General features: G+C 47.0%; 15 protein-coding genes. 8 read left to right on the forward strand and 7 right to left on the reverse strand.

Going from position 1 to position 17,949, the window contains the following annotated elements:
* Positions 1–2 precede the first annotated feature (2 nt).
* On the reverse strand, positions 3–485 hold the full coding sequence (locus NIES2104_RS11575) for a pentapeptide repeat-containing protein (RefSeq protein ID WP_059001677.1): 483 nt from the start codon (positions 483–485) through the stop codon (positions 3–5).
* 47 nt (positions 486–532) lie between these two features.
* Here NIES2104_RS11575 and NIES2104_RS11580 point away from each other — a divergent pair, with 47 nt between their 5' ends.
* Complete coding sequence (locus NIES2104_RS11580; protein WP_225895236.1) at positions 533–958, forward strand: YraN family protein; 426 nt, start codon at positions 533–535, stop codon at positions 956–958.
* Here NIES2104_RS11580 and NIES2104_RS11585 read toward each other — a convergent pair.
* On the reverse strand, positions 955–1,344 hold the full coding sequence (locus tag NIES2104_RS11585; RefSeq protein WP_058998358.1) for a hypothetical protein: 390 nt from the start codon (positions 1,342–1,344) through the stop codon (positions 955–957). The two genes, NIES2104_RS11580 and NIES2104_RS11585, sit on opposite strands and share 4 nt — an antisense overlap.
* A 191-nt stretch (positions 1,345–1,535) precedes the next feature.
* Here NIES2104_RS11585 and queA point away from each other — a divergent pair, with 191 nt between their 5' ends.
* Complete coding sequence (gene queA / locus NIES2104_RS11590; RefSeq protein ID WP_058998359.1) at positions 1,536–2,606, forward strand: tRNA preQ1(34) S-adenosylmethionine ribosyltransferase-isomerase QueA; 1,071 nt, start codon at positions 1,536–1,538, stop codon at positions 2,604–2,606.
* An 85-nt stretch (positions 2,607–2,691) separates the two neighbouring features.
* Here the strand turns inward: queA and NIES2104_RS11595 are convergent, their stop codons facing one another.
* A complete protein-coding gene (locus NIES2104_RS11595; RefSeq protein WP_058998360.1) occupies positions 2,692–4,329 on the reverse strand; it encodes an acetolactate synthase large subunit in 1,638 nt (545 codons plus the stop codon).
* A 93-nt stretch (positions 4,330–4,422) separates the two neighbouring features.
* Complete coding sequence (locus NIES2104_RS11600; protein ID WP_058998361.1) at positions 4,423–5,790, reverse strand: NAD-dependent succinate-semialdehyde dehydrogenase; 1,368 nt, start codon at positions 5,788–5,790, stop codon at positions 4,423–4,425.
* 567 nt (positions 5,791–6,357) lie between these two features.
* On the opposite strand from NIES2104_RS11600, the gene NIES2104_RS11605 reads away from it, so the two are divergent.
* On the forward strand, positions 6,358–6,765 hold the full coding sequence (locus NIES2104_RS11605; protein WP_058998362.1) for a response regulator: 408 nt from the start codon (positions 6,358–6,360) through the stop codon (positions 6,763–6,765).
* On the opposite strand, the gene NIES2104_RS11610 is transcribed toward NIES2104_RS11605, so the two are convergent.
* Entirely contained in the window at positions 6,728–7,150 is a 423-nt protein-coding gene (locus NIES2104_RS11610) for a DUF2294 domain-containing protein (RefSeq protein ID WP_058998363.1), read from the reverse strand. The two genes, NIES2104_RS11605 and NIES2104_RS11610, sit on opposite strands and share 38 nt — an antisense overlap.
* A gap of 108 nt (positions 7,151–7,258) precedes the next feature.
* Positions 7,259–7,438 (reverse strand): hypothetical protein, encoded by a 180-nt coding sequence (locus NIES2104_RS11615; protein WP_058998364.1) that lies wholly within the window; start codon positions 7,436–7,438, stop codon positions 7,259–7,261.
* A 130-nt stretch (positions 7,439–7,568) separates the two neighbouring features.
* Here NIES2104_RS11615 and NIES2104_RS11620 point away from each other — a divergent pair, with 130 nt between their 5' ends.
* Together NIES2104_RS11620 and NIES2104_RS11625 are read left to right on the forward strand one after the other, a co-directional pair.
* Entirely contained in the window at positions 7,569–8,090 is a 522-nt protein-coding gene (locus NIES2104_RS11620) for an SRPBCC family protein (RefSeq protein ID WP_202815052.1), read from the forward strand.
* A 28-nt stretch (positions 8,091–8,118) separates the two neighbouring features.
* Positions 8,119–10,812: an NACHT domain-containing NTPase gene (locus tag NIES2104_RS11625; protein WP_058998366.1), complete on the forward strand. Its 2,694-nt coding sequence runs from the start codon at positions 8,119–8,121 to the stop codon at positions 10,810–10,812.
* A 21-nt stretch (positions 10,813–10,833) separates the two neighbouring features.
* On the opposite strand, the gene gcvP is transcribed toward NIES2104_RS11625, so the two are convergent.
* The gene (gcvP, locus tag NIES2104_RS11630; RefSeq protein ID WP_082689971.1) at positions 10,834–13,767 is read right to left on the reverse strand and encodes an aminomethyl-transferring glycine dehydrogenase; all 2,934 of its coding nucleotides are present in this window, start codon (positions 13,765–13,767) and stop codon (positions 10,834–10,836) included.
* Between the two features lie 485 nt (positions 13,768–14,252).
* On the opposite strand from gcvP, the gene trpS reads away from it, so the two are divergent.
* From trpS to NIES2104_RS11645, 3 genes are all read left to right on the forward strand, one after another.
* Positions 14,253–15,263 (forward strand): tryptophan--tRNA ligase, encoded by a 1,011-nt coding sequence (gene trpS, locus NIES2104_RS11635; RefSeq protein WP_058998367.1) that lies wholly within the window; start codon positions 14,253–14,255, stop codon positions 15,261–15,263.
* Between the two features lie 57 nt (positions 15,264–15,320).
* Positions 15,321–16,358 (forward strand): methylenetetrahydrofolate reductase, encoded by a 1,038-nt coding sequence (locus tag NIES2104_RS11640; protein ID WP_339375108.1) that lies wholly within the window; start codon positions 15,321–15,323, stop codon positions 16,356–16,358.
* Positions 16,359–16,627: 269 nt separating this feature from the next.
* A complete protein-coding gene (locus NIES2104_RS11645) occupies positions 16,628–17,923 on the forward strand; it encodes an ATP-binding protein (RefSeq protein WP_058998369.1) in 1,296 nt (431 codons plus the stop codon).
* The last annotated feature ends 26 nt before the right edge of the window (positions 17,924–17,949 follow it).

Below are 17,949 nucleotides of genomic sequence, written 5' to 3' on the forward strand. Positions count from 1 at the left end.
ATCTAATCGCAATACAGCGTTTCACGGGTTTCGCGTCCGGTTGTGGGATTGGTTCCGGTTGCCGCTGCACAAAGCATTTTTTGTACATCGGGTCTTAGTTCCACATCGGTAAAATCAGCACCGTCGATCGTAGCTCCCTCAAATTTCGTATTCGCCGCAAATGCCCCTTCTAAATTCGCATCTTTCAAATTTGCACGAACGAGCCGCGCCGAATCGAGCACACTGTTTCGCAAATCTGCCCCTTCTAAATTCGCCCGTTCTAAGTTGGTCGCAAAAAATCGCACTCCGACTAAATAGGCATGACTCAAATTACTTTCGCGCATATTGGCTTTTGTGAACTCTGAATCGGTCAAATCCTGACCAGAAAAATCCCTGCCAATGAGAGATTCTCGGTTGTAATCGAGCGCAAAAACAGGCGATGCGAACATCATCCAAGAGGCAAACAAAACAATCACGGAGCAAATTAAGCCTTTCATAGCACTCATCGGAACAATCAGGGAACGTTGAAAGAGAACTTTCTTCAATCGTACCTGTGGATCTGCCGAATTCGACATCTGATCTAGGCACATTGGGCGAAACCTTTGTTGCAGAATGGCTTCAGTCGCAAGGCGCGATCGTACTCGCTCATCAGTGGAATTGTCGATCGGGCGAACTCGATTTAGTCGTGAAAACCGCAGATGAAATCATTGCCTTTGTCGAAGTCAAAACGCGCAGTCGCGGCAACTGGGATAGTGACGGTGCTTTGTCGATTACGCTGACCAAACAAAGAAAAATCCTCACCGCTGCTCAGTTATTTCTCCTCAAGCACCCTGAATTTGAAAATCTTCCCTGTCGCTTTGATGTTGCTTTGGTGCGTTACACAAAAAAAAGGGGAAATCCGCCCACTCCGGCGACTTCCCCCCACCTCACCAAAAATCAGTTCTCACTTCAAGACTACATTTGCAATGCTTTCGACTAAGCCAAGGTTTCGGGACAGTATCCCAATCCCTGAACAAACTGCTTGCGGAACTCTTCAATCTCTTCGCTATCCGGGCTTCCATGAGACACCACTGCAACTTGATAGCGCTGCATCACCTCGATCGGGGATTGTCCCGTCTCTAGTCCCCAAAGCACCATTTGAATCCGAATATTCGGAGAGAACGGAATGCCCAACTCATTGAGAAATGCCCGAAAATCACCTTCGGTCTGAGCATCCAGCACACCAGACAGCTTGACTCGAATCACCCAACCATCGATTTGATGAATGACAGTCACGAAGCTGAGCGGGAATTGCTTCGAGTGGTGCAAGTGTTCCACAATTCTCAGGGTTAGACTGGCATTCGCAAGGCAGTAGAGAAATTCCATAGAACACGAGACCCAGCAAATGCTACTTTCTTACTCTCTTATTGTGAAGCACGATACCGTTCTGCAATAGGGGAAAAGCCCCCGATATTGGTTAGGGAATCTCACCCAATTTAAAAATTGATATTTATATCGAGCAAAATTATCAGAAAATACTAACCACTCACCTGTAACGACCATTTAGGGTTAAGACCGTGGAAGCTGATCAACTCCTTTCGGCTTACGATTATGATTTACCTGAAGACCGGATCGCCCAAAACCCTGCTACACCTAGGGACAGCGCTCGGTTACTGGTGATTGCAAATCAAGCTGAACACCGTCACCAAGTCTTTCAAGACCTCGACGAAATCCTTCGTCCTGGAGATTTACTTGTTCTAAATAATACTCAAGTCATTCCTGCACGATTGCATGGTCATAAAACGACGGGGACAGAGGTTGAAATTCTTCTACTTGAAGAACATGAACAGAATCAATGGTTAGCACTCGTCAAACCCGGAAGGCGACTCAAACCTGGAAATCAGATTGTCTTTGATCCGCAAATGGAAACAGAGGTGGAACTGAGTGCTTCGATTTTGTCGAGCGATCCGGAAACACGCGGCAGGATTCTACAGTTTGAAGCCTCGAATGGTCGATCGCTGTTAGAAGTGATTGATCATTTCGGTGAAGTTCCTTTGCCGCCGTATATTCAGGAAACCGAAGCCGAACCCGATCGCTATCAGACTGTGTACGCCGATCGGCTGGGTGCGGTTGCGGCTCCGACTGCTGGTTTACACTTCACACCTGAACTGTTAGAGCGCTTAGACCAAAAAGGCATCGATCGAGCATTCATCACGCTGCATGTCGGTGTGGGAACATTCCGACCTGTAGAAGTGGAGGACATTACCCAACATCAAATGCACGGGGAATGGATCGAAGTTTCGCCGGAAACGGTTGAGAAGATTCGAGAAACGAAAGCAAAAGGCGGCAGAGTCATCGCAGTTGGAACGACCGTTGTTCGATCGCTTGAAGGGGCATCTCAATCCGGTCAGCTTGAACCGTACTGCGGTAAAACGAATCTCTTCATCTATCCCGGTTATCAATGGAAGACCGTGGATGGAATGATCACGAACTTTCACTTACCAAAGTCCAGCTTATTGATGCTTGTCAGTGCATTAATCGGACGAGAGCGATTGTTAGCTCTGTATCAAGAAGCGATCGAGAACCACTATCGATTTTATTCTTTTGGAGACGCAATGTTGATTCTACCGGATGCCCGATCAAACTAGCTCATCGAAAAAATTGAACACAATCAGGTGAAGTGCGATCGCAGTGATTCGTCAAGTGATTTGACAGAACTGCGATCGCTCAGCGCTAAATTGCACAACTCAAGTCGCCTGCTCTTTGGGTAAAGCGCAAGTTCTCCCGATAGTCCACCGGGCAATCAATCACAGCGGGAACCTCTTGATCAAGCGCTTCTTTCAAAGTTGGAATCAATTGATCAACCGATTGCACTCGATAGCCTTTCAAGCCCATACTTTCTGCAAATTTAACGAAATCTGGATTGCCAAACTTAATAAACGAGGAATGTCCAAAATGGTTTTCTTGCTTCCATTCGATCAAGCCATAGCCACCATCATTAAAGATAATCGTCACAAAAGCGGTTCCAACTCTGAGCGCGGTTTCTAGCTCCTGACAGTTCATCATAAAGCCACCGTCTCCGGTCACAGCCACAATTTTACGATCGGGATGTACCAACTTCGCCGCAATCGCTCCCGGAATCGCAATCCCCATCGCCGCAAATCCATTCGAGATAATGCAAGTATTCGGGCGATGACAGTGATAGTGTCGAGCCATCCACATCTTATGTGCGCCCACATCAGAAATCACAATGTCATCGGCTCCCATCACTTGCCGCAAGTCGTAAATTAGCTTCTGAGGTTTGATCGGGAAGCCTTCATCATTCGCGTATTGAGAATAATCGCTGCGAATTTCAGGACGCAAACTGAGCGCATGAGGATCAGGTTTACCATCGCGATCGCATCGATACAAAATCTCTTGCAATGAGTCAGAAATTTCGCCCACGACTTCTGCAAGTGGCATATAGCTACTATCGACTTCAGCCGGAGTGCTACCGATATGAATCACGGGAATGTTGCCTTCTGGGTTCCATTTCTTCGGCGAGTATTCGATCAAGTCATAGCCGATCGCAATCACTAAATCTGCTTGATCAAATCCACAGCTAATATAGTCTCGTTGTTGTAGTCCCACTGCCCAAAGTGCCAACGGATGCGGATAAGGAATCACGCCTTTGCCCATGAAGGTATTTGCTACAGGAATATTTAATCGAGTCGCAAATTTAGTGAGCATCTCACTCGCAGCCCCTCGAATCGCACCATTACCGACTAAGATCAACGGATTGACAGCATCATTGATCGCAGCCGCAGCTTTTTCGATACTGCGGAATGAAGCAAAAGATTTTTCGATGTTGTCACAGAGAAGCGGCTTTCCAGTCACAGGCATTGCTGCAATATTTTCGGGCAAATCAATGTGAACGGCTCCGGGCTTTTCGGTTTGAGCAATCTTGAAAGCTTTGCGAACAATCTCAGCAGTATTACTCGGTCGCACAATTTGAGCATTCCACTTCGTCACAGGTGCGAACATTGCAACCAAATCAAGATATTGATGAGATTCGATGTGCATTCGATCGGTTCCGACTTGCCCGGTAATCGCCACTAAGGGAGCACGATCGAGGTTTGCATCTGCGACCCCAGTCATGAGATTGGTGGCACCTGGACCGAGTGTGGATAAACATACGCCTGCTCTTCCGGTGAGTCGTCCGTAGACATCTGCCATGAATGCCGCACCTTGTTCGTGTCGCGTCGTGATGAATCGAATTGATGAACCTTGGAGGGCTTCTAAGACATGAAGGTTTTCTTCTCCAGGTAGACCAAAGATGTATTCCACGCCTTCGGCTTCTAGACATCGGACTAATAGTTCTGCGGTGTTCATGCTCATCTCCTTGGTGCAGTGGATCGGAATTTAATCCGTTTAGTGATAGCTCAGATTTGCTGATTTAAAAGAACTTTTTATGACTTCTATCTGCTATTTCACCCAGACAGTTTTGACATTGACGAACTCTAGAATGCCTTCGCGTCCCAGTTCTCGTCCGAAACCCGATCGCTTAATTCCCCCAAACGGCAACTTAACATCTGACTTGACCATGCCATTCACAAACACTGATCCCGCCTCGATTTCCTGAATCAGTCGATCGCGTTCTTTTTCATCCTGCGTCCAAGCACTCGCACCGAGTCCAAACGGAGAATCATTCGCACGAGCGATCGCACTTTCTAGCTCCGGTACGCGAAACACTAACGCAACTGGACCAAAAAACTCGTCATACTCTGCCAAACAGCCTTTGGGAATGTCCGTCAGAATGGTGGGTGGATAGAAATTACCGGGTCGATCGCGAATCGGTTCCCCGCCGATCAGAACCTTTGCACCTTGTTGAATCGAAGTTTGAACCTGCTGATCTAAGTCCTGCAAAATTCCGGGTGTGGCTAAAGGTCCAATGTCTGTATCCGGTAACATTGGATCGCCGATTTTCAACGCTTTGTATTGTTCGACTAAGCGATCGATAAACTCATCTGCAATTTCCTCCACAACAATAAATCGCTTTGCTGCAATACAAGATTGTCCATTGTTGAGCATTCGAGCAGTGACAGCAGTTTTCACGGCTTGATCCAGATCCGCACTCGCCATCACAATAAACGGATCGCTACCACCGAGTTCTAGAACGACTTTCTTAATTTGCTTGCCTGTGATCGAGGCGAGACTCGCTCCAGCGGGTTCACTCCCGGTTAAGGTTGCCGCTTTGACACGATCGTCTTCGACAATGCCAGCGACTTGATCCGCTCCGACTAACAAGGTTTGAAAGGCTCCGGGCGGAAAGCCAGCACGAGTCAAGATTTCTTCGATCGCCAGTGCCGATTGCGGAACGTTCGAGGCATGTTTCAACAATCCAACATTTCCCGCCATTAGTGCAGGAGCCGCAAACCGGAACACTTGCCAAAATGGGAAATTCCACGGCATCACCGCTAGAATCACGCCTAACGGTTGATAGCGAACAAAGCTTGATGATGCCTCGGTTTGAATTGGCACATCTGCAAGGAATTCAGCCGCCTTTTCTGCGTAGAAGCGACAGACTGAAGCTGATTTTTCCACTTCAGAGATCGCGGCTTTGATTGGTTTGCCCATTTCGAGCGTAATCAATTCACCGAAGCGATCGCGCTCTTTCTCTAACAAATCTGCTGCTGCTAAGAGCCATTCTGCACGCTGACTCATTGGAATTGATCGATACTTGAGAAACTGTGAATGAGCAACGCCAATTTTAGTATCGATTTCAGCATCAGACAGAGCATCAAAGGTCTTCAGCACTTCTCCGGTTACAGGGTTGGTTGTTGCGATCGGCATTTCTCTACCTCGCTAAAAATACACAGCACAAAGGGAGCGATGAATCATCGCCCTTACGATTGGCTGAAGTGGGAATTCTTTCACAACTAAAATGAAATATGTGATTCGTTACTGCGTTCTAACGAACACTTCTATATTCTAATTTTGGCAATGATTGCATAGAACGGAGAATAAACAATGATTAAGTTTACGAATGCAGTCACTCACACTTTAGTTAACTTATTCAGTCTAATTGAAAAGTAGAATTAATGTTAGTGAGAAAATAGCCGAATATTGCGTAGAGCTTAAGTTTTTCTGGTGTGCTCAGATACCAATTGAGACTAAGTTATGATTCAAAAGTAATCGAGTAGAGCGATCGATTCTGAGACATCACTCTATTGGATCAATTAGACGAAAGCTGCAGGCGAGTGAGAAAAACATCCAAAAGTAATTAAATTTGTCTATACTGGCGGAGTAACAGGCACAAACCAAATCGAGGGTGCTCATGTCACCGTCCTTGAACATGCTTTGTCCAGTCTTACCCTGCGTTGGAAGTAGTAAAATCCCTGAGTTAGACTTAGATTTGACATGAATTTGGAAAGGTCATTAAATCAGCCGATCGTGCTTGCTGTAGACGATAATCTCGACAATTTGGTACTACTCGAATTTCAGCTTGCCTCAGTCAGTGATTGTGCAGTTGTGACGGCGACAACAGGCGAAGCAGCACTCCACATGGCAGAACACAACCAGCCTGATCTGATTTTGCTTGACATTTTACTGCCTGATATCAGCGGCATCGAAGTGGCTCAACGATTAAAACAATCTCCAGCTACCGCAAACATCCCGATCGTGGCTTTGACTGCACTCGCTAGAACGGAAGATCGCGATCGCATTCTCAATTCTGGCTGTATCGACTGCCTCACCAAGCCCTACGATCTGGATGACTTACAGACTGTCGTTACTCATCATCTGTCGCTGTCGTGTTCTCCTCTCTAAATCGCCGAGCTTGAGACTCCCGCAACTGAGGCGCTTCTTCTAAAACCACGATCGTACCACTCCGCCCCGTATCAAAGGTGGCATCGCTTAAGATATCAATCACTTTTACACCGACAATCTCTTCAATCAGTTCTGTTAATTGCGGATGTAAAGCCTTGTCTAAGTCATTATGGACTCTTTCTGCAAGTTCTTCTTGTCCGGTTTCTAGCAGCAGCTTTTCAGGTTTTGTAATTGAATCTTCCAGCACAATCACCACTTTGCCATCTGCAATGTGACACTGAACGCGGCTGGGTTGGTGTCCTAATTGGGTTCGGTAAAAGGCTTGCACTCGCTGAGATAGGGTGCGCTCCAATTGTCCGCGAGTGGGTAAACCAGTAGAAGTCATAATAGTTAAAGTTAAGCCATATCTATATCGCTCATTATTACGACCTCGGTCGAATTTTCAATCTCCCTTGAGAAATGTTTTTCGCCGTAGATTTATCCACTTCTGGAGTTAGCGCACCTCGATCAATCCATTCACAATGGTGAGCACGATCGATAATCCGATCAAGATCCAGAGGACAAATCCGGGCAAAAATGCAAAGAGTCCCAGCCCGCGTAAGATCCAGACGATCGCGGTGAGGGCAAGCACAACAACATACACAACGGCTCTAGAATTGTTTGGCTGATTCATTGCATTTTCTGATTCAATAGGATGCGATACCACTATAGACAGACTTTTCATAATCTTCATCACTTAAAAACATTTGTTTGATGGAATGCCTGCTATCTTACGGGTGATTGGATGTGAGGAGTGCCTGAAAATGCTGACGTTAACGAATGAAACTGCTGCTTTGATGCAAGGTGAGATCGTACTGAATACGCGATCGCATTCCGCTTGGGGTGGGGCGGTGACGGCGAAAATGTATTTACCGATCGCGCTGCCGTCGGTCTGGCAACAAGTGACCGATTACCCACGCTGGGTGCAATATTTTCCGGATGTGACTCGGAGCGAAGTTCGGCAAGTTTTGGCACAAAAAGGTATTAAACGCATTTATCAAGCGGCAAGTAAGGCGTTTCTGATTTTCACGGCGCAAGTTGATATCACCCTGCAAGTGTTAGAAACGCAGAATCAACGCATTCAATTTTTTCTAGAATCGGGCAGTTTTAGCGATTTCAATGCAGATTTGCAACTACAACCGTATGGAGAAGGAACGATTCTAACTTATTCAGTTCAGGCGACTCCGACGATTCCGGTTCCAAGCTTTTTGATTGAACAAGCGATTCGCCTTGATTTGCCTACGAATTTGCGCCAGATGCGATCGGTGCTGTGTGCAGGGCGATAATAACGAATAGTTGATTCAATCTGATTTCATGGCGCGTCCTAGCTACGGTGCTGCAACTCAATCTCGATCGCGAATTCTTTTCACCGTCTTGCTCGATTACGCTAACGAGGAATTGGACGTTGAAGAGTGTTCGATCGAGGCTTTGCGTTCTCAGATTCAAACGCATTGGCAAAGCGATCGACGTTTAATCGTTCGCACGAAAGTTCGCTTTCTAGAAACATTAACGAAACTGATTGATTCGCCGTTAACCGCTGATCAAATCAAAGAATCACTGAGACGATTCGAGGATTTTCTTGACATTCTCGAAGACAATCGCCCGAATCGGAGCGGTTCTGAAGTGTGGCATTTCACGCTTAATTTTTGGCATTCAAGACTCGATCGAGACGCAAATTTACGAGCGTTTGATCAAGCTTGGGAAATTAAGCGCTCGCCTCAATCTAAACCCGAAACGGTTAATCCTTGGGTACAGATTTGCCGAGATAGTTTAGAAGCACAACATTACCAACGTCTCACGACAAATCCGCTGACAATTACCGATGGTTTCTCATTCGATGTGCATGAATTGTATGTTCCATTAGAAATTGTAGAGCGACAAGAAGAGGAAGAAGAAAGAGTTTATTCGATCGCTCAATTTCTCGACCATTTAGAGGCAAAACAGCGAATTGCGATCGTCGGTGAACCCGGAGCCGGAAAAACTACGCTTCTACAACAAATTGCTACCTGGCTGATCAATCAAAATGCTTTACCAATTTGGATTTCTCTTGCTGATTTGCAGGGTGAAACACTCGAACAATACTTACTCAATACTTGGCTAAAACAAGCAACTCGAAAAATTAGTGTTGCTTCTGAATTACAAGAATCATTTGCAGAACAATTTCGTACGGGAAAAGTTTGGTTGTTGCTCGATGCGATCGATGAAATGGCGATCGAAGCCAGCGTCGCTTTAACCTCGATCGCTCGTCAACTCAGAGGTTGGATCTCTGATGCTCATATCGTATTAACTTGTCGATCAAACGTTTGGGATAACGGTAAAAATTCCTTAGAATCCTTCACAACCTATCAAAATCTAAGTTTTCGTGAACAGACTGGAGAATTTATCGATCGATGGTTTCAAAAGAATCCAGAATTAGGCGATCGTCTCCGTCAAGAACTGAACAAACCTGAACGAAAACGCATTCGAGACGCGGTGAGGAATCCTTTGAGACTTGCGTTAATGTGTCGATCGTGGTCACTCACTCAAGGCGCATTACCCAACACAAAATCAACTTTATATCAACAATTCGCAGAGACGATTTACGCTTGGAAGCAAGATTATTTTCCAACTACTCCGGCTCAGAGACAGCAACTCAATTACGCATTAGGACAAGTTGCACTACGCGCTTTGTCCCAATCTAAAACGCGCTTCCGTTTACCCGATTCGTTCGTTCAACAAGCATTTGGAAGCGCAATCGATCTGATGCCGTTAGCGCTTCAACTCGGTTGGCTCAATCAAGTTGCAACACTTGGTGGCGAAAAGATTTACGCTTTTTATCACTCCAGTTTTCAAGAATATTTTGCAGCACAAGCGATCGACGATTGGCGCTTCTTTTTCGAGGATTTTGCAATCTTCCAATCGCAGTGGCGCGAAGTGATTTTCCTGTGGCTGGGTCGAACTGATTTAGCGATCGCTCAAAAAGAATCTTTTATTCAAGCCTTAATTGAATTTGACGATCGCTGTGGTGGTTTTTATTCGCATCGAGCCTTTTTTCTAGCTGCATCCGGTTTGTCTGAATTTCCGCAAAGTCAGAAACTCGATGAAATTGTTATCCAGTTAATCCAATATCGATTTGGAAATGAAACACTAGCACCAATTCGAGAAGCTGCGAGAATTGCAGTGCTGCAAACCGATCGACAAAGCGCGATCGCAGAATTAGAAAAATTCGTTTCCTCAACTCCAGATTTATTCGTTCGTTGGACAGCCGCTTATACATTAGGTAAAACACTTGATCAGGCTAATTCGTATGCGGTGAAAGCCATGATCGAAACACTAAATGAAATTGAAAATACAACGCTGAAGTTGAATATTTGTGATCAGTTAGAAAAAATCAACCCAGGAAATCAAATTGCTGCTGAAACGCTTAATTCAATCTTAGATTCAACGGATTCAGAAACATCTCAGCGTAAAGCCGCATATATTTTAGGAAAAAACAATCTCAATTTAGGAAAAGCAATTTCAACGCTTGAGAGATTGATCGAATCAACGCAGAATTCAACACTAAAACTGCAAGCCGCAGAAAATCTAATTGTTTTGGACGAGATGAATGCGATCGCGCTTTCAGTTCTAACGGCTCTTCCAACTAGAACCCAGCCAACCAGCACAAAGCCACCGAAGACTTTGAATGTAGAACGCACGATCGCTACGCTAGAACAGCGATTAACAGAAGCAACCGATCCGATTAATCAGCGTCGTCTCGCGTATCGATTAGCAACACTCTCACCGGGACATCAAAGCGCGATCGATGTTCTCCTATCTCTGCTGCTGCAACCGTTGCCATCTCTGCACAAACGGATTGTTGAAAACTTGAAAGATGTCTTACTCGAAGAACAATTACCGCTAGTGGTGGATCGATTAAAAGAAGCTGCGGACTCGATCGAGATTTACAAATTGCTTTGGTACTGTTCGGAGCGGATGAATTATCGATCGTTCGCTCAAGCTTGGAATCAAAGACCTCCGAATCGTTAAAATCAGAGGTCTTAAATTCAACTAGCTCTCATAAGCATCCATCGGCAAACAAGAACACACCAAATTACGATCGCCATACGCATTATCAATTCGCCCCACTGCCGGATAGAACTTGTTCGCACGAGTCCAAGCCGTCGGGAAAATCGCCTCCGCACGAGAATACGGACGATTCCAATCCTCAGAAGTTAGATCCGCGACTGTGTGCGGTGCATTCTTCAAGAGATTGTTTGCCCGATCGACCTTGCCTGTTTCAACCGATCGAATCTCCTCCCGAATCGCAATCATCGCATCACAGAATCGATCGAGTTCCGATTTCGATTCGCTCTCGGTCGGCTCGACCATCACCGTTCCTGCAACGGGCCAAGACACCGTTGGTGGATGGAATCCATAATCGATTAACCGTTTCGCAATGTCATCGACTTCGATTTCTGCACTCTTCTTAAACTCCCGCAAATCGAGAATACATTCGTGTGCAACTAAGCCATTTTTGCCTTTGTACAACACCGGATAGTGTCCCTCCAGCCGTTTTGCAATGTAGTTCGCATTCAGAATCGCAATCTCAGTCGCTTCAGTTAATCCGCGACCGCCCATCATTGCAATGTACATCCACGAAATCGGCAGAATGCTCGCACTTCCCCAAGGAGCCGCTGAGACTGCTCCAATTCCTTGCTCTGTGCTGGTTGGAATCACCGAATGATTCGGCAAGAATGGCACCAAATGAGCCGCCACCCCAATCGGACCCACTCCCGGACCGCCGCCACCATGCGGAATACAGAATGTCTTATGCAGATTGAGGTGACACACATCCGCCCCAAAATCACCCGGACGACACAATCCCACCTGAGCGTTCATGTTCGCGCCATCCATGTAAACCTGTCCGCCGTTCTCATGCACGATCGTACAAATTTCCCGAATGCCTTCTTCAAACACGCCATGCGTCGAAGGATACGTCACCATCAATGCCGCAAGATTGTCACGATGCTGTTCTGCTTTGGCTTTCAGGTCATCTAAATCGATATTGCCTTCAGAATCACACGCGATCGCAACCACTTTCATGCCTGCCATCACTGCACTCGCGGGATTTGTTCCATGTGCCGACTGGGGAATCAAACACAGATTACGATGAGCATCGCCACGACTGAGATGATACTGCCGAATCACGAGCAATCCAGCGTATTCGCCTTGTGAGCCTGCATTCGGTTGCAGTGAAATTCCTGCAAAGCCTGTAATCTCTGAGAGCCACGATTCAAGCTGGTTGAATAGCTCTTGATAGCCCTGAGCTTGATCGATCGGGGCAAATGGATGCAACTGTCCGAATTCCGCCCAGGTGATCGGCACCATTTCCGCAGTTGCATTGAGCTTCATTGTGCAAGAGCCAAGCGGAATCATTGCCGAAGTCAGAGACAAATCTTTCGACTGCAAACGATACATATATCGCAGCAATTCCGTTTCCGATCGATAAGCCGAAAATGTCGGATGGGTCAGATAGCTCGAAGTTCTGGCAAACGTTGCGGGAATCTGAGATTTAGGAACTTCGGAGAGCGTAGCACGATCGCTAAAACTCTTGAGAATATCAAGCAAATCTCTTTGAGAAGTGGTTTCATCGATCGAAATGCCGATCGTATCTGCATCAATCTTGCGTAAATTGATTCCTCGCTTTAATGCTTGTGCCAAAATCTGATCGGCTTTTCCTGGAACTTCAACCCGCAAGGTATCAAAGTACGGTTCTGATCCGAGTTTGAATCCGGCTTGTCGAAGCGCGATCGCCAATTGTGCGGTCATTCGGTGAATGCGATCGGCAATATTTTTCAACCCTTCCGCACCGTGATAAACGCCGTACATTCCCGCAATCACCGCTAACAAAACTTGCGCGGTACAAATATTACTGGTCGCTTTATCCCGTCGAATATGTTGTTCACGAGTCTGAAGCGCCAATCTCAAAGCAGGCTGACCGCTACGATCTCTTGAGACTCCGACTAATCTTCCAGGAAGTTGCCGCTTGTAGGTTTCCTTAGTCGCAAAATAAGCCGCATGAGGTCCACCATAACCGAGCGGAACTCCGAATCGTTGCGTATTCCCGATCGCAATATCTGCTCCAAATTCTCCCGGTGGTTTCAACAGGGTCAAACTCATTAAATCCGCCGCAACCGTTACAAGCGCTCCGGACTGATGAGCACGATCGACGAATTCGGAATAGTCATAAACTGCGCCATCCGTAGCAGGATATTGCAGCAACGCCCCGAAGATCGGCGTATCAAATTCAAATGTCTGATGATCTCCGACGATCACTTCAATTCCAAGCGGAATGGCGCGAGTTTGAACGACCTCGATCGTTTGTGGATGACACGCACTCGACACCCAAAATGTCTTGGCATTACCCTTTACCAGTCCATAGCTCATCGCCATCGCTTCCGCTGCCGCCGTTCCTTCATCGAGCAAAGACGCATTCGCGATTTCTAGCCCGGTCAGATCCATCACCATCGTTTGATAGTTCAGCAAGGCTTCGAGGCGACCTTGAGCAATTTCGGGCTGATAGGGCGTATATTGCGTGTACCAACCGGGATTTTCTAGAATGTTGCGCTGAATCACCGGAGGCGTAATGCAATTTGAGTAGCCCATCCCGATAAACGATCGCATTACCTGATTTTTCGCCGCGATCGCTTTGAGTTCTTTGAGCAGTTCATACTCACTCCGACCCGATCCAATCTGTAACGGTCGCCCAATCCGGATGCTTTGGGGAACTGATTTATCGATCAAATCCTCGATCGAGTTCAAGCCCAACACCGAGAGCATCGCGCTAATCTCATCGCCGCGCACTCCGATATGTCGATCGACAAAGCGATCGGTGTAATTCAGCTCAGATTTAACAGGACTGCGTTCAAACGACTCATCGAATTCGACAGTAGAGCGATCGTAATCAGACAGAATCGGCATGGAAGTAGTGGGTTCAGACATAAGAGGACGGAATCGCGAAGGGACAAAAAATTCCTAAAAATCAGTCGATGAACATTCACAATATCAAATCGGTTAGAAACATTCTGCAACAATTGCCCCTTGAGCGAAACTAAAAGATGTGAATCTCCGATGAAGTTGTGATTTAGATTTCGGAAAATATGGGAGAAAAATCGATCGCGGGTGCTTTGCGGCGTGAACAAATTCCAAGAGGATATTTGAGAAATAATCGGTTGCCGCATCGCCCGCCCCGGAATGAAATTCGGGGCTAATCGAACGAAGTCCACTGAAGGGGACTAAAAGCCAAGCCGAGCGTCTTCAGTCAGTTTCAACTGACTTCGCACTGTTAGCCCCGAATTCTATTCCGGGGCGAGAAGACAACGAAGCGACTATCTTTCCAACTCTCCTCCAAACGTCGCCTCCTCTAAGCGTCGCCTCCTCCACTATGATGAGCAAAAGAGAAAATCACAGGCGATTCGAGAAACGGTATGACTAAGCAGCGAGTTCTTTCTGGCGTTCAAACCACCGGAAATCTTCATCTCGGCAACTATTTAGGCGCAATTCGGAACTGGGTCGAAGGACAGAGCCAGTATGAAAACTATTTCTTTCTGGCTGACCTCCACGCGATTACCGTTCCGCACGATCGCACGACCCTCGCTGAGAATACATACGAGGTTGCCGCTCTCTATCTCGCTTGTGGTCTTGACTTAGAACACACCACAATTTTCGTTCAGTCTCACGTTCCCGCTCATACCGAATTCACCTGGTTGCTCAACTGCATCACGCCGCTGAACTGGCTCGAAGACATGATCCAGTTCAAAGAAAAACGCATCAAACAAGGGCAAGATGTCGGCACCGGATTGCTCACTTATCCCGTACTGATGGCAGCAGACATTTTGCTGTACGAACCTGATAAAGTTCCGGTCGGTGAAGATCAAAGACAGCATTTAGAACTAACGCGGGATTTAGTCGATCGCTTTAATTTCAAATTCACCACGCCCGATGCTCCAGTGCTCAAACGCCCAGATGCGTTGATTCCTCCCGACGGTGCACGCGTGATGAGTTTGACCGATGGCACGAAAAAAATGTCGAAATCTGATCCATCCGAACTTAGCCGCGTCAACCTGCTTGATCCACCCGATGTGATTCGCAACAAAATCAAGCGCTGTAAGACCGACCCGATTCGAGGCTTGACCTTTGGCGATCCCGAACGTCCAGAATGTACCAATCTACTGACGCTTTATATGATTTTGTCAGGTAAAACGAAAGATGAAGTTGCTGCCGAATGTCAAGACATGGGTTGGGGACAGTTCAAACCCTTGTTAACCGAGACGATGATCACCGCCCTCACCCCGATTCAAGAGAAATATCACGCGATTCGAGCCGACCAAGGCTATTTAGAATCGGTGCTGCGATCGGGAAGAGAAAAAGCCTCTGAAGTCGCAAACCAAACTCTAACGAAAGCTAAAAAAGCCATGGGTTATACGTTACCGACCTGACGAAATCCGGTGATTTCACGAATTTAATCAAGTGAAGCGTGAAATCACTATTCTTTTGTGAAAGTTTCGGTAAGTGACTTCAAACTCTTAGCTTTGCCCGATACCCTAAACCAAGAAGTCCTCCATTCGCGATCGCTCATGACCTATCCGCAATTCTCAAACCCCCTCGGTCACGCCCCCCTTTCCGCCCTCCGCAACGCTGCCAAACGCGGTGAATTTCTCGTTACCGCAGAAGTCGCGCCCCCCAAAGGCACTGATCCGACTCATATGCTGCAAATGGCGCACCTGCTCAAAGGACGGGTTCACGGCGTGAATATCACCGATGGCAGTCGGGCAGTCATGCGGATGTCTTCGCTCGTCTCAGCCGCATTGCTATTGCAGCAAGGAATTGAGCCGATTTATCAAGTCGCTTGTCGCGATCGTAATGCGATCGGGCTTCAAGCAGATCTCCTCGGTGCTCATGCGCTCGGAATTCGGAATGTCCTTGCTCTCACAGGCGACCCGGTTAAAGCAGGCGATCATCCCGAATCAAAACCTGTGTTTGAACTCGAATCAGTTCGCTTGTTGCAAATGGTCAGCAAGCTAAACGGCGGAAATGATTGGAACGATAAAACGCTCACTGATGGCGAAACGGATCTATTTGTCGGGGCGGCAGTTGATCCGCAGTGTGGCAGTTGGTCAGGATTACAGAAGCGATTTGAACGCAAAGTCAATGCAGGAGCGCAATTCTTTCAAAGTCAGTTGATTACCGATTTCGATCGCTTAGACAAATTCATGACTCAGATCGCTGGCGATTGCGGGAAGCCTGTACTGGCAGGGATTTTTCTGCTTAAATCTGCGAAGAATGCGCGATTCATCAATCGAGCCGTTCCGGGTGTGAATATTCCGGAGCATATTATCGATCGATTAGAAAAAGCTGATGATCCCCTCAAAGAAGGAATGCTGATTGCCGCTGAACAGGTGAAATTGGCGAAAGATCTTTGTCAAGGCGTTCACATGATGGCAGTCAAACGGGAAGATTTGATTCCTGAGATTTTGGACTTAGCGGGAATTCCATCGATCGATCGAACTTTAGCGGAAGTTGGAAAAGCCTAGGGAGCCATTGAAAAGTATAAATAGTTGCTTCGCTCCGTTGTACTCCCGCCCTGAAATAGAATTTCGGGCTAACCGTGGAAAGTCTACTTCAGTAGACTAAGCGCCAACTTCAAATTCTTAGTCCTTTTCAAAGGACTTTCGCCGATTAGCCCGAAATTCTATTTCAGGGCGGGACGTTGCAAAGAACGACGCTTTTCAAACGTCTTCTTCGCTCGATTTGAAGAATTATGGCTACGATCGAACTTGTACGATCGCGCCCCTGATTTGCCATGACCGAATCCGTCTTTCTAAGAAATCCGTATGTCCCTGGAAAACCCGTTTCGCCGCTGCTGTTTGTCGGCAGGACGAACGAGATCGAAACTGCATTCGATCAGATTCTCAGTCGGGGACATTTAGCGATTTGGGGCGGTTCTGGCATCGGGAAAACTTCCTTTCTGCAAATGATCGCGGCTCCGCAAACCTGGAAATTTCGCGGACACGATCCAACTAAAGCCATCATTGTGCTGTTAAGTTGTCTCAGTGTTTCGCCGTTTACCGCTGCAAATTTTTGGAATGAAGTGTTTGTCATTCTCAAAGACGCGCTGACCGATGAACCGGAAATTCAGCGGGAAGTCGAAAAACATCTGGAGCGATTAACCGCAAGTAAGGATAATCTACGATCGATTCTCCGACTTTTAGGTAAAAAAGATAAATTTCTCCTTCTGCTGATCGACGACTACGATGTCGCGCTGCAAGTCAGCCCCGAATACACCGAAGAAGATGCCGCCGATTTCCTGAGTGATTGCCGTAATCTTGCCTCCCACTCCCAAGAAAGCCAATATCTAGCCACAGTGGTCACGTCTCTTCGTCGCTTGAATGAAGCGGGGATCAGACTTAAACCGGGTGAATCACCTTGGTACAATCACTACCTGTTTCAACCCCTCAAGCCGTTTAGTGAAACCGATGCCGCCGCCCTTTTAGGGGGATTGCCGCTCACACCTGCACTCAAAGAAGGCATTCGAGACATTGCGGGTGGCAGTCCAGCCTTATTACAAGTCGCTGGATACCTCTTATTTCGAGAGTTTCGTGCCAATCGGCTGCCTGATCCCGATGCGTTCGCAAGCGAATTTCAACGCGCAACCGAACACTATTTCGAGGACAACTGGGACTTTTCCAACGACACCGAACAGACCTTGATGATGCTCCTCGCCCTGACACACCTGAAGGGACGGTTACTGAAGAGACGTTATGACCTGGGGGATACGGATGTTATTTTCAGTCAAAAAGAGCGAGAATTAAGGGATCTCGAAGAACGTGGGGTCGTCGTCTGCCGATTGGTTGAAGGTAAAAAGCAATATCGCTTCGCATCTTCGCTGATGGAATGGTGGGTGGTTAAGGAGATTGAAAATAGCGATGAGGAGAGCCTCCAAGCGCGGCAACGCACTTTCCTCAATTTGATGAGTCGTCGCCAAGCGGAAACGGTGACAAACGCGATTCGCTGGTTATGGCAACACAAAGAAGAAGTGCCAACGATTCTGGCTTGGTTGGGTAAGCTAACTGCTGCCCTACCAGTGGGATTTGGTTAATCGGAGCGGTTAAAGCAACGAGCTTA

The organism is Leptolyngbya sp. NIES-2104, from assembly GCF_001485215.1.
Taxonomy (GTDB): Bacteria; Cyanobacteriota; Cyanobacteriia; order Leptolyngbyales; family Leptolyngbyaceae; genus Leptolyngbya.

Bases quoted from the DNA above. Each gene is read 5' to 3' on its own strand.
- NIES2104_RS11645 (WP_058998369.1), top strand. From the start codon at position 16,628: ATGACCGAATCCGTCTTTCTAAGAAATCCGTATGTCCCTGGAAAACCC.
- NIES2104_RS11625 (WP_058998366.1), top strand. From the start codon at position 8,119: ATGGCGCGTCCTAGCTACGGTGCTGCAACTCAATCTCGATCGCGAATT.
- NIES2104_RS11600 (WP_058998361.1), bottom strand. From the start codon at position 5,790: ATGCCGATCGCAACAACCAACCCTGTAACCGGAGAAGTGCTGAAGACC.
- NIES2104_RS11605 (WP_058998362.1), top strand. From the start codon at position 6,358: ATGAATTTGGAAAGGTCATTAAATCAGCCGATCGTGCTTGCTGTAGAC.
- trpS (WP_058998367.1), top strand. From the start codon at position 14,253: ATGACTAAGCAGCGAGTTCTTTCTGGCGTTCAAACCACCGGAAATCTT.
- NIES2104_RS11595 (WP_058998360.1), bottom strand. From the start codon at position 4,329: ATGAACACCGCAGAACTATTAGTCCGATGTCTAGAAGCCGAAGGCGTG.
- NIES2104_RS11585 (WP_058998358.1), bottom strand. From the start codon at position 1,344: ATGGAATTTCTCTACTGCCTTGCGAATGCCAGTCTAACCCTGAGAATT.
- NIES2104_RS11610 (WP_058998363.1), bottom strand. From the start codon at position 7,150: ATGACTTCTACTGGTTTACCCACTCGCGGACAATTGGAGCGCACCCTA.
- NIES2104_RS11615 (WP_058998364.1), bottom strand. From the start codon at position 7,438: ATGAATCAGCCAAACAATTCTAGAGCCGTTGTGTATGTTGTTGTGCTT.
- NIES2104_RS11575 (WP_059001677.1), bottom strand. From the start codon at position 485: ATGAGTGCTATGAAAGGCTTAATTTGCTCCGTGATTGTTTTGTTTGCC.
- NIES2104_RS11620 (WP_202815052.1), top strand. From the start codon at position 7,569: ATGCTGACGTTAACGAATGAAACTGCTGCTTTGATGCAAGGTGAGATC.
- gcvP (WP_082689971.1), bottom strand. From the start codon at position 13,767: ATGTCTGAACCCACTACTTCCATGCCGATTCTGTCTGATTACGATCGC.